General features: G+C 68.5%; 11 protein-coding genes. 5 read left to right on the forward strand and 6 right to left on the reverse strand.

What is annotated here, in order from left to right; translation table 11 throughout:
* Positions 1–168 precede the first annotated feature (168 nt).
* The 6 genes from copC to H7U20_RS22670 form a co-directional block, all read right to left on the reverse strand.
* Positions 169–534 carry a copper homeostasis periplasmic binding protein CopC gene (gene copC / locus H7U20_RS22645; protein WP_199761398.1) on the reverse strand — a complete coding sequence of 122 codons (366 nt, stop codon included), beginning with the start codon at positions 532–534 and terminating at the stop codon, positions 169–171.
* Positions 535–556: 22 nt separating this feature from the next.
* Positions 557–877 carry a copper-binding protein gene (locus H7U20_RS22650; RefSeq protein ID WP_199761399.1) on the reverse strand — a complete coding sequence of 107 codons (321 nt, stop codon included), beginning with the start codon at positions 875–877 and terminating at the stop codon, positions 557–559.
* Positions 878–907: 30 nt separating this feature from the next.
* Positions 908–2,299 (reverse strand): multicopper oxidase family protein, encoded by a 1,392-nt coding sequence (locus H7U20_RS22655; protein WP_199761400.1) that lies wholly within the window; start codon positions 2,297–2,299, stop codon positions 908–910.
* Positions 2,296–3,696 (reverse strand): TolC family protein, encoded by a 1,401-nt coding sequence (locus H7U20_RS22660; protein WP_233410995.1) that lies wholly within the window; start codon positions 3,694–3,696, stop codon positions 2,296–2,298. The genes H7U20_RS22655 and H7U20_RS22660 overlap by 4 nt, the downstream gene beginning before the upstream one ends.
* 1 nt (position 3,697) lies before the next feature.
* Positions 3,698–4,123, reverse strand: coding sequence for a hypothetical protein (locus H7U20_RS22665; protein WP_199761401.1), 426 nt, complete (start codon positions 4,121–4,123; stop codon positions 3,698–3,700).
* A 79-nt stretch (positions 4,124–4,202) separates the two neighbouring features.
* Entirely contained in the window at positions 4,203–4,634 is a 432-nt protein-coding gene (locus H7U20_RS22670) for a hypothetical protein (RefSeq protein WP_199761402.1), read from the reverse strand.
* A 520-nt stretch (positions 4,635–5,154) separates the two neighbouring features.
* Between H7U20_RS22670 and H7U20_RS22675 the strand changes: the two genes are divergently transcribed.
* The 5 genes from H7U20_RS22675 to H7U20_RS22695 all read left to right on the forward strand — a co-directional run bounded on the left by H7U20_RS22675 (position 5,155) and on the right by H7U20_RS22695 (position 11,810).
* Positions 5,155–5,535: a hypothetical protein gene (locus H7U20_RS22675; RefSeq protein ID WP_199761403.1), complete on the forward strand. Its 381-nt coding sequence runs from the start codon at positions 5,155–5,157 to the stop codon at positions 5,533–5,535.
* 70 nt (positions 5,536–5,605) lie between these two features.
* On the forward strand, positions 5,606–6,922 hold the full coding sequence (locus tag H7U20_RS22680) for a TolC family protein (RefSeq protein WP_199761404.1): 1,317 nt from the start codon (positions 5,606–5,608) through the stop codon (positions 6,920–6,922).
* Entirely contained in the window at positions 6,919–8,205 is a 1,287-nt protein-coding gene (locus H7U20_RS22685) for an efflux RND transporter periplasmic adaptor subunit (RefSeq protein WP_199761405.1), read from the forward strand. The genes H7U20_RS22680 and H7U20_RS22685 overlap by 4 nt, the downstream gene beginning before the upstream one ends.
* Positions 8,202–11,357 carry an efflux RND transporter permease subunit gene (locus H7U20_RS22690; RefSeq protein WP_199761406.1) on the forward strand — a complete coding sequence of 1,052 codons (3,156 nt, stop codon included), beginning with the start codon at positions 8,202–8,204 and terminating at the stop codon, positions 11,355–11,357. Before H7U20_RS22685 ends, H7U20_RS22690 begins: the two co-directional genes overlap by 4 nt.
* 63 nt (positions 11,358–11,420) lie before the next feature.
* The gene (locus H7U20_RS22695) at positions 11,421–11,810 is read left to right on the forward strand and encodes a DUF2946 domain-containing protein (protein WP_199761407.1); all 390 of its coding nucleotides are present in this window, start codon (positions 11,421–11,423) and stop codon (positions 11,808–11,810) included.
* The last annotated feature ends 192 nt before the right edge of the window (positions 11,811–12,002 follow it).

Below are 12,002 nucleotides of genomic sequence, written 5' to 3' on the forward strand. Positions count from 1 at the left end.
GGCGCACAGCCCCAGCGTGGCGGCGGCCATGTCCAAACGACGCAAGAGCGCCAAGTCCGCCAAGTCCGGCCCGCGACACCAGCGCACAAACGCCGAGCCGACCAGCCAGGCGAAGCCGAGATTGAGTAGCAACGCCGAGCCGAGCTGCAACAGCGCGACCGGGTCCACCTATTTCACCGTGAACGTGAACTCGCCCTTGCGGCGATGGCCGTCGCGACCGGCCGCCGCCCAGCTCACCGTGTAGGCGCCGGGCGCCAGCAGCGGCAAGCCCAGGCGCAGGATGGCGGGATTGGCGCCATCCACCTGCGCCTTGCCGACGGCGACTGGCTTGCCGCCGCCGTCGGCCAGCGTGATGCCGCTGAAGGCCGCCTCGACCTTCTCGTTGAAGGTCAGCGCGATCTCTTTCGGCGCCGCCACGGTGGCGCCGGCCGGCGGTTCGGACACCTTCAAACTGGCGTGGGCCAGGGCCTGCGAGCTGAACAGCGCGCCCGCCGCCAGCGTGGCGGCGACCACCATTGCATGTAGTGTTTTCATCACATCGTCTCCCGGGCGCCGACTAGCGGACCACTTCCAGCGCGCTGACCGCCAGCGCGCCGCCCACCCGCTCGGCCTTGAAGCGCACCTTGTCGCCGGCCTTGACCTTGTCCAGCATGGCCGGATCGCTGACGCGGAAATTCATCGTCATGCCCGGCATCTCCAAGTTCTTCAGCTCGCCGTGCTTGATGGTCAGCTTGCCGGCCTCCTTGTCCACCTTCTTGATTTCGCCGTCGCTCAGCGCGTCCCGCGCCACGGCAGCCTGCTGCGCCTGGGCCAGCGGCGCGGCAACGTAACCCATGCCGACCAGCGCGGCGAATATCAGTGCATGCGTATTTTTCATCATTTTTCCTATCGACTTAAATTTGGTTCATCAATGGCCGCTATGGCCGGATGGCTTGCGCACCGTCACCTCAACCTCGGGCCGGTTCTTCACCGGCATCGACTGGCCGCCGGCGCTGGCGCTACGCTTGGCTTCCGGCAAGGCGCCGGTCCACTCGTAGGCCTGCGTGCCGGCCGGATGCTGGTACCAGCCGGGATCGCTGTAGTCGCCCCGCTTCTGCTCCTTGCGCACCTTCAGCACGGTGAACATGCCACCCATCTCGACGCCGCCGAACGGTCCCTCGCCCGACATCATCGGCAGCGTGTTTTCCGGCAGCGGCATGTCCATGCCGCCCATGGAACCGCCCTTGTCGCCCATCACCATGTAGTCCGGCACGATCTTGTTGATCTTCTCGGCCACGCCGCGATGGTCGACCCCGATCATGGTCGGCACGTTGTGGCCCATGGCGTTCATCGTGTGGTGCGACTTGTGGCAATGGAAGGCCCAGTCGCCCGGCGCGTCGGCGACGAACTCGATCGCCCGCATCTGCCCCACCGCCACGTCGGTGGTCACCTCCGGCCAACGCGAGGCCGGCGGCGTCCAGCCGCCGTCGGTGCCGGTGACCATGAACTCGTGGCCGTGCAAGTGGATCGGGTGGTTGGTCATCGTCAGGTTGCCGACGCGGATGCGCACCTTGTCGCCCTGCCGCACCGGCAGCGAGTCGATGCCGGGGAAGACGCGGCTGTTGAAGGTCCACAGGTTGAAGTCGAGCATGGTGTTGGCCTTCGGCGTGTAGCTGCCCGGCTCGACGTCGTAGGCGTTGAGCAGGAACACGAAATCGCGGTCGACCGCGTGCAGCGCCGGGTCCTTCGGATGCGTGACCCAGAAACCCATCATGCCCATAGCCATCTGCAACATCTCGTCGGCGTGCGGGTGGTACATGAAGGTGCCGGGCCGCTGCGCGACGAATTCGTAGACGAAGGTCTTGCCCGGCGCGATGCCGGGCTGGGTCAGGCCGGTCACGCCATCCATGCCGTTGGGCAGGCGCTGGCCGTGCCAGTGCACGCTGGTGTGCTCGGGCAGCTTGTTGGTGACGAAGATACGCACCCGGTCGCCCTCCACCACCTCGATGGTCGGCCCCGGCGATTGGCCGTTGTAGCCCCACAGATTGGCCTTCATGCCGGGCGCCAGTTCGCGCACCACGGCCTCGGCCACCAGGTGGAATTCCTTGACGCCGTTGTTCATGCGCCAGGGCAAGGACCAGCCGTTCAAGGTCACCACCGGGTTGAACGGGCGGCCGTTGGGCGGCAACGGTGGCACATGGGTGTTGGCGTTGTTCATCATCGGCGCCTCGGGCAGGCCGGCCGCGCCGGCCTTGCTGATGGCGGCGGCGCCGACGGCGGCTACGCCGGCGCCCTTGAAGAAGTTTCTACGTGAAATCATTGATTGGTCCTTGCTTCGTTGTTGCCGGCGCCGCTGCCGTTGACGGCGGATTGCAGGCGGGTCTCGGCGATCCAAAAATCGCGCTGGCTTTCGATCGCGCCGTTGACGCTGGCGAGCTGTTCGCGCGAGTCGGCCAGCAGCTCGAACACGCTGGCCAGCATGCCGTTGTAGCGCAGCAACACCTCGTCGGAGATCTTGCGGCGCAGCGGCACCACCTCGTCGCGGTAGTGGCGCGCGATGTCGTAGGCGCTGCGGTAGCCGGAGTAGGCTTCGCGCACCTCCGAGCGGGCGCGCAGCGCGACGTCGGCGGTGCGGTGCAGCGACTGCATGTAGAGCGCCTCGGCGCGCGCCACGCGGGCGCCGCCCCAGTCGAACAGCGGCAGCTCCAGCGACACCTCGTAGCCGTTCTCGCGCGGCTTGCCGCTGCTGCTCTTGTTGACGTAGCCGGCGTCGAGCACGTTGATGAAGCGGGTGGTCCGGTTCAGGCCCAGCGCGCTGGCGGTGGCCTCGGTGTCGCGCCGGGCGGCCAGCACGTCGAGCCGCTGCTCCAGCGCCTGCGCCTCGGCCTGATTGATCTCGCGCGGCGCGGCCGGCAGGTCGGGCAGGCGCTCGGGCAGGCTGAAGCCTTGCTCGCGCAGGCCGAGCAGGCGCACCAGTTGCTCGCGGCAGGCCACCGCCTCGTGGCGGGCGCGCGCCAGCTGGGTGACGGCGTCGGCGTAGAAGGCGCGCTCGCGGGCCTGGTCCAGCTTGCTCCAGTTGCCGACCTTGCTCATCCGCTCGGCCAGCTCGGCCGAGGCTTCGGCCGCGCCGCGCACCTGCTCGGCGAAGCGCGCCGACTGGACGGCGGCCACGGCCATGAAGTAGGCGCGCCGCGTCTCGGCCGCCAATTGCACCGCCTGGGCGGCGGCGGCCAGCTTGGCCTGCTCGAAACGGCCCCGCTCGATGCGGCTGCGCATCGGCAGGGTCAGCAGGCCGGCCAGGTCGAACATCACGCCACGGTCGATCTCGCTTTCACCGCCGCCGTGGATGCGGCCGAAACTCAGGCTGGGATTGCGCATGCGGCCGGCCTGCACCATCTCGGCCTCGGACACGCCCAACGCGGCCAGCGACGATTTCAACGCCGGACTGTTCAGCAGGGCGACGCGCACCGCCGCGTCGGCGCTCAGCGGCTGGGCCAGCAGCGCCCGCACTTGGGCGTCGGCCTCGGCCGTCTTGCCGTCGGCGGCGTCCTTGCGCAAACTGGCCGGCTGGCCGATCCGCTCGCTGGTCAGGCGCGAGACCTCGTCCAGCCCGCCGTCCGGCGACAGGCTGGCGCAACCGGCCAGCAAGGCGACGGACAAGCCCGCCGCCGCCCGTCCCAGCATCGATACGCCGGGTCGTAAAGGGAAACGCGTCATCTTATTGACCTTTCATGTGCATGTGGTGGCCTTGATGCGGGTCGGCCGCAGCCGGCGGCGGCGCCGCCGAGTGACCCTGCTGAGTTTGCTGAGTTTGCTGAGTTTGCTGAGTTTGCTGAGCCGGCTGAGCTTGCTGGGGCGTCGCCCTGTCAGCGGCCGGGGCCTTGTCCGCTTGCATCGACATCATGCCGTGGCCGGCGTGGCCACCAGCGCCAGCCAGCTCGCGATTGGCCTGTAGCCAGAGTTTGTCGGGCGTGACGTCGGACTGGGGCGCCGGCAGATAGCCGGCGAAGGCGGATTGGTACAACATCGCAGCCGGCGCGCCGGCGGACGGCGCGGTCGCGGTCGCGTCGAGCCGGGCCGATTGCGCGGCGGCAAGCAACGGCACTGCGGCTACCGCAAGCAGTAGTGAGCGTAAACGTTTCATGATTTTCCTTGGAAATGACACTGGCACCCGAATCAATAATTCAGGCGGCGCGAAGCGAAGTTCGCGACGACAGCAATCCTCAGGAAATCAAACGTGGGGGTCGCTCAAGCGTGGCGGGAATGAAGGCGGTCATCGCCGGCTCGGCGACCAGCACCGCGCAGCGCGCCAAGGGAAGGGAGAGAAAAACCACGACGGCCTGCGGCGGCGCGCAGGCGCCCACGCAGCAACTGGCGCAGCTGCTGCACTTGCCGTGCGTGGCCTTGCCATGCTCCGGCGTCGATGTGCCGCAGTGCTCGGCATGCATGGCGAAGAGCTCGTCGGCCATACTGGCTTCGACCACCGGCATCGCGGCCTCGACCATTGTCGTCGTGGCGCGCGCGGCGCCAGCGCTGCTAGCCATGCCACCGCCGGACATGAATGCGGCGGCCGTGCCCTGCAACGGCAGCGCGGCGATCAACATCCACAGCAGGTAACGGACAAAAGTTTGCATAAGTGGCAAATAGTAGCGCAAAGGCGCGGCGCATGACAAGATGATCGACTATAGACCTTCCCACGGGAGGAAGGTCAAGCCCAATGTCGGCAAACCTGAACAAACGCCTATGTCCTCGCGCCAAACATAAGCTGCATCAAGAAAATTCATTCTGTCCTTTGCAGCGAGAACCATTCTCAGGCAAAGTTCCCGGCTTAAAAGCACCTCTAAAAACCGTCATTCCGCATCGGCGGACCGCCGCGCAGGCGGGAATCTATACCCCGCATGTCCATTGGCTCAGCATGGGTTCCCGCCTACGCGGCGGTCCGCCGATGCGGAACGACAATTTGGTGGTTTTTCGAAGTGCCCTTAAAGCACCTCTAAAAACCCGTCGTTCTCGCGTAAGCGGGAACCTATACGTCGCATCTTGTCTAGCGCAGCATGGGTTCCCGCCTGCGCGGCGGTCCGCCGATGCGGAATGACGGTTTTTCGAAGTGCCCTTAAGCCACTGCTAAGCCAAAGCAGGTGGCCAGCACCCTGGACTCTTGACTACAATACGATCATGCGCCGCGCCTTCCCATCCCTGTTTCGCCTGCTTGCCCTGTTCCTGGCCCTGACGGTCCTGAACGCCGGGATGGCGATGGCCGCCTATGTCTGCCCACAGCTCAGCGCCGGCCAGCCCCAGGTGCGCCTAATGGACAGCATGCCCTGCGCCGGCATGGACTTGGAGAAGCCCGTGCAGTGCGCCGAATTCAAGGCCGGCGCCAAGGCCACGCCCGACCATCTGGCCGCCGCGCCGACGCTGGCGCCGGTCTCCTTCGCCTTCATCATTCCCGCCTTTCAGCCGCTGGTGCCTGCGGTGATCGACGCGCCATGGGCCGAAGCCGCGCCGGCCGACGGCAGCGACCCGCCCTATCTACAAACCCTGCGCCTGAGAATCTGACCCTCCCCCGATTGCCCGTGCCGCCCGGCTGTAGCCGCTGGCGGTGTCCGTCCATCAGCAAGGGAAAATCATGTTTTCAATATCACCATCGCAGCCGGCCGCGACACCTCGTCGCGAGCGCGGCCTGCGCCTGGCGCTCGCCGCCGCCCTGTCGCTCGCCGCCACATTCGCCGGCGCGCAAACCGTCCCACTCACGCTGGAGCAAGCCTTGCAGCTGGCCACGCAAGCCTCGTCCAGCAACCGGGCGGCGCAAGCCGCCATCGAGGCTAGCGGCATGGCCGCCGCCCGGGCGAATCAACTACCCGACCCGATGCTCAAGCTGGGCATCGACAACCTGCCGCTCAGCGGCCAGGACAAATTCAGCGCCACCGCCGACTCCATGACCATGCGCCGCTTGGGCATCGAGCAGCAATGGGTCTCGGCGGACAAGCGGCAGGCCAGGCAGGAGCGCGCCAAACGCGCCGTCGCCATGGAGGAAGGCGCCTACCTGGAGAACGTCGGCAAGGTGCGCGAGGAGGCCGGCAAAGCGTGGCTGACGCTGCTGTACGCGCAGCGCGCCAGCCGGCTCTACGGCCAGTTGGAGCAAGCCATGGCCGACGACGTGGCCGCCGCGCAGGCGGCCCATCGCGGCGCCAAGGCCACGGCGGCGGAGGTGCTGCAAGCGCAAATGGAGCTGGCGCAGGGCCGGGACGACAGCCGCCGCGCCGCGCAGGAAGTGGCCAGCGCGCGCATCGCCCTGGCGCGCTGGGTGCGCACGCCGTTTGACGCGGTCGCCGACGCGCCGCCGGCGATGAGCGCGCATCTGCCGACAATTCCAACGGCCGATCTGGAGCATTACCACGCCGGCGTGCTCAACGCCCGCCGCGCCATCGACTTGGCCGACGCCGACACCGCCGTGGCGCTGCGCGAACGCCATCCCGATTGGAGCTTTGAGGCCGTGTTCAACCAGCGCGGCAGCCAGTACGGCAACATGCTGTCCTTCGGTGTCAGCATCCCGCTGACAGTCAACCGTGGCCAGCGCCAGGACCGCGATGTCGCCGAGAAGTCGGCGCTCGGCACCAAGGCCCGCCTGCAATACGAGGACACGCTGCTGGAGATGCGCAGCCAGATCGAGCAAATGTCGCTGGAGCTGGACAGCCTGCGCGAGCGCACCGCGCAGTTGAACGCCACGCTGCTGCCGGCCGCGCAGCAGCAAGTGGAGCTGAGCGTGGCCGCCTACCGTGGCGGTGCCGGCACGCTGTCGGCCGTCTTCAAGGCGCGCCGCACGCTGCTGGAAAAGCAGCTTCAAATCAACGAACTGGACAAACAGTGCGCCCTCACCTGGGCCAGGCTGGAGCTCCACGTGATCCCACACGACATGGCGAACCAGCCGAGGACCGCACAATGAAACACGCCCCAACTCCAAAACACATCGTCCTGGCCCTGCTCGCGGCGGGACTGGTCTACGGCGGCTACTGGGCCGGCGCGCGCCAGCACGCCGATATGCCAAACACCTCGCCAGGCACCGCGCCAGCCGGCGCCGATACGCAAGCGTCGCCAGCCCGCAAGGTGCTGTACTGGCACGACCCGATGGTGCCCGGTCAAAAATTCGACAAGCCCGGCCAGAGCCCCTTCATGGACATGGAGCTGGTGCCCGTCTACGCCGACGACGCCGGCACCGGCAGCGGCGTCCAGGTCAGCCCGGCGCTGCGGCAGAACCTGGGCATCCGCATGGCCACGGTGCGCCGCGCCGACGTCCGCGACACGCTGGAGTTGGTCGGCACGACGCAGTTCGACGAGAGCCGGGCCGAGGTGGTGCAAAGCCGCGTCACCGGCTACGTCGAGCGCCTGCACGCGCGCGCGCCGCTGCAACGGGTCAAGCGCGGCCAGCCCATCGCCACGTTGTTCGTGCCGGACTGGATCGCGCCGCAGGAAGAGTATCTGGCCCTCAAACGCGCTGGCGACACGGCGCTCATGGCGGCGGCGCGGCAGCGCATGCGCGTCCTCTCCATCCCGGACGCGCTGCTGAGCGAGGCCGAGCGCAGCGGCAAGGCGCAGACCCGGTTGACGCTGAGCGCACCGGCCGACGGCGTCATCACGGAACTGGGCGTGCGCGACGGCGCCATGGTCAGCCCCGGCGCCACCATCGCCAAGATCTCCGGCCTCAACACGGTCTGGCTGCTGGCCGAGGTGCCGGAGGCGCTACTCGGCGCCGCGCGCGTCGGCATGACCGTCACGGCCAGCGTCGCCGGTGCGCCGCAGCGCAGCTACACGGGCCATGTGCGCGAGATGCTGCCCGGCGTCGGCACGGCCACGCGCACCGCCCAGGCGCGGCTGGAACTCGACAACCGCGACGGCTCGCTCACGCCCGGCATGCTGATGCAGGTGCGGCTGGAGGGCCGGCAGACGGTGTCGCGCCTGCTGGTGCCGGCCGAGGCGGTGCTCAGCTCGGGCAAACGTTCGGTGGTGCTGGTGGCCGGCGAGGGCAACGGCATCCGCCCCGTCACGGTCGGCCTGGGCCGCGAGCGTGGCGACGACATCGAGATTGTCAGCGGGCTTGAGGAGGGGCAGAAGGTGGTCGCCTCCGGTCAGTTCCTGATCGATTCGGAAGCGAATCTGAAGAGCATCCTGCCCAAGTTCGACGTCCCCGCGGAGCATGCGGAGCATGCCGCGCACGGAGCCAAGCGATGATCGCCCGTGTCATCCGCGCCGCCATCGCCAACCGCGTCTGGGTGCTGATCGCGGCGGCCATCCTCACCGGCTGGGGCCTGCTGTCGCTGCAAAAGACCTCGCTCGACGCGCTGCCCGACCTGTCCGACACCCAGGTCATCATCCGCGCCCAATATCCCGGCCAGGCGCCGCAGTTGGTGGAGGACCAGGTCACCTATCCGCTCACCACCGCCCTGCTCTCCGTGCCCGGCGCGAAGACGGTGCGCGGCTACTCCTTCTTCGGCGACGCCTTCGTCTACGTGCTGTTCGACGACGCCACCGACCTGTATTGGGCGCGTGCCCGCGTCACCGAATACCTGAACCAGGTGCAGGGCCGCCTGCCCGCCGGCGTGCGCGCCGAGTTGGGTCCGGACGGCACCGGCGTCGGCTGGATCTACGAATACGCGCTGGTCGACCGCAGCGGTCGACACGACCTGGGCCAGCTGCGCGCCCTGAACGACTGGTTCCTCAAGTTCGAACTGAAGACCGTGCCGGACGTGGCCGAAGTGGCCAGCATCGGCGGCATGGTCAAGCAGTACCAGATCGTGCTCGACCCGAACAAGCTGCGCGCCTTCGGCATGTCGCAAGCCAGGGTGCTGGCGGCGCTCGGCAAGGCCAACCAGGAGAGCGGCGGCTCGGTGCTCGAACTGGCCGAGACCGAGTACATGGTGCGCGCACGCGGCTATCTGCGCACGCTGGAGGACTTCGCCACGATCCCGCTGTCCGCCAGCGAGACCGGCACGCCGGTGCTGCTGCGCGACGTCGCCACGATCCGCCTCGGCCCCGAGATGCGCCGCGGCATAGCCGAACTCAATGGCCAGGGCGAGGTGGCCGGCGGCGTGGTGATTATGCGCTCCGGTAAAAACGCGCTCGACACCATCGCCGCCGTCAAACGCAAGCTGGAAACGCTGAAGGCCTCGCTGCCCAAGGGCGTCGAGGTGGTGGCCACCTACGACCGCTCGACGCTGATCAAGGCCTCCGTCGCCAACCTGAGCGACAAGCTGGTCGAGGAGTTCGTCGTCGTCGCGCTGGTCTGCGCGCTGTTCCTGTTCCACCTGCGCAGCGCGCTGGTGGCCATCGTCACGCTGCCCCTGGCCGTGCTGACCGCCTTCATCGTCATGCGCTACCAGGGCGTCAACGCCAACATCATGTCGCTGGGCGGCATCGCCATCGCCGTCGGCGCCGCCACCGACGCGGCGCTGGTGCTGATCGAGAACGCCCACAAGCACCTGGAGGCCTGGGGCCACGCCCATCCCGGACAGGGCATCGACGCCGGGCAGCGCTGGGACATCATCACCGAGGCTTCGATCGAAGTCGGGCCGGCGCTGTTCTTCTCGCTGCTGATCGTCACGCTGTCCTTCATCCCCGTGTTCGGCCTGGAGGCGCAGGAAGGCAAGCTGTTCGCGCCGCTGGCCTACACCAAGACCTACACCCTGGCCGCCGCCGCCGCGTTGGCCATCACGCTGATTCCCGTGTTGATGGGCTACCTGATTCGCGGCCGCATCCCCAGCGAGGCGGCCAATCCGCTCAACCGGGTGCTGATGCGCGCCTACCGGCCACTGCTCGACGCCAGCCTGAGGCACCCGCTGGCGACCATCGCCATCGCCGTCGCCGCGCTGGCGCTGACCGCCATCCCCATCGCCCGCCTGGGCGGCGAATTCCTGCCGCCGCTCGACGAGGGCGACCTGCTGTACATGCCGTCGGCGCTGCCCGGCCTGTCCGCCGCCAAGGCCGGCGAGCTGCTGCAGCAGACCGACCGACTGATCAAAACCGTGCCCGAGGTGGCCACGGTGTTCGGCAAAGCCGGCCGCGCCGAGTCGGCCACCGATCCGGCGCCGATGGAGATGTTCGAGACCACCATCCAGTTCAAGCCGCGCGGGCAATGGCGCGCCGGCATGACGCCGGCCAGGCTGGTCGAGGAACTGGACCGCGTGGTCAAGGTGCCCGGCCTGTCCAATGTGTGGGTGCCGCCGATCCGCAACCGCATCGACATGCTCTCGACCGGCATCAAGACGCCGGTCGGCATCAAGGTCTCCGGCGCCGATTTGAAGCAGATCGACGCAATCGCCACGCAGATCGAGGCCGCCGTGCGCGACCTGCCCGGGGTCAGCTCGGCGCTGGCCGAACGGCTCGGCGGCGGGCGCTACATCGACATCAGCATCGACCGCGCCCGCGCCGCGCGCTACGGCCTGGCGGTGGCCGACGTGCAGTCGGTGGTGTCGGCCGCCATCGGCGGCGCCAACGTCGGCGAGGTGATCGACGGCCGCCAGCGCTTCCCGATCAACGTGCGCTATCCGCAGGACTACCGCAACTCGCTGCAGGCGCTGCGCGAGCTGCCGCTGGTGACGGAGAAAGGCGCGCAGCTGCGCCTCGGCGACGTCGCCACCCTCGCCGTCGGCGACGGCCCGCCGATGATACGCAGCGAGAACGCGCGCCTGTCCGGCTGGGTCTATGTCGACGTGCGCGGCGCCGACCTGCTCGGCGTGGTGCGCGCCATGCAGGCGCGGGTGGCGCAGCGGGTCGCGCTGCCGCCGGCCTATTCGATCGGCTGGTCGGGCCAGTTCGAGTATCTGGAGCGCGCCTCGGCCAAGCTGAAGACCGTGGTGCCGCTGACGCTGGCGCTGATCTTCGTGCTGCTCTACTTCGCCTTCCGCTCCACGGCCGAGGCGGCGCTGCTGATGCTGACGGTGCCGTTCGCGCTGATCGGCGGCTTCTGGTTCATCTGGGCGCTGGGCCACGCCGTGTCGGTGGCGACGGCGGTCGGCTTCATCGCCCTGGCCGGGCTGGCGGCGGAATTCGGCGTGGTGATGCTGGTCTATCTGCGCAACGCGCTGCAAAGCCGGCTGGATGCCGGCCGGCCGCTGACGCAGGAGCTGATCCTGGAGGCGATCCGCGAAGGCGCCGTGCTGCGCGTGCGGCCCAAGGCCATGACGGTGGCGGTGATCCTGGCCGGCCTGCTGCCGATCATGTTCGGCGGCGGCGCCGGCTCGGAGGTGATGCAGCGCATCGCCGCGCCCATGGTCGGCGGCATGGTGACGGCGCCGTTGCTGTCGCTGTTCGTCATCCCCGCCGCCTGGCGCCTGCTGCAACAGCGCCGCCTGCGCCGGCCGCCAACGCCCCGCGCGGCGGCCTGATCCAAAGTGACTAGTTCCAAAGGCGGCTGGGATTGCTGCAAGGCACGTCGGTAAAATGGTGACATGAAAATCGACCGAGTCACGCGCCTGTTTGCCGCCTGGATTGCATGCTTTGCACTCCTTGCGGCGGCGCTTGTCCCGGCGATGACGCATTTGCTGCCGTCGGCGTCGGCCACCATGATGGCGGACATTTGCTCCAGCGGCGGCGGCACGTCCGCCGCCGCCAGCAGTAACGCTGCCGATCCCGCCGCGCCCGCCGACAAGGGCATGCACGGCGAGCACTGCCAGTATTGCTACAGCCATGCCAACGCCAGCACCCTGCCGCCCAGCATCCCGCTGACACTGGCGCCCGCCGGCGCGCCAGCCTTGCAGCCGACGCTGTTCTACCAATCCCCCGGCCCGCTGTTCATCCGGGCCAACGCGCAATCGCGCGCCCCGCCCGCCCTCAGCTGATCGCTGCCTGATCGTCGCCACACCGTTAGGCCATCGGCTGGCCGGTGCGCGGCTCCCGCTGCCCCGACCGTCGCCGGTGCCGGCCGGCGTAACGCCGCCGCATTGCCCGAATGCCGTTCAGTTGAGACGCCGGCAGCTACAAAACCACCCAAAGGCAGAGAACCGGGATCAATCGTCGACCGCGCCGGCCGC

This window comes from Rugamonas violacea (assembly GCF_016461825.1).
Taxonomy (GTDB): Bacteria; Pseudomonadota; Gammaproteobacteria; order Burkholderiales; family Burkholderiaceae_D; genus Rugamonas.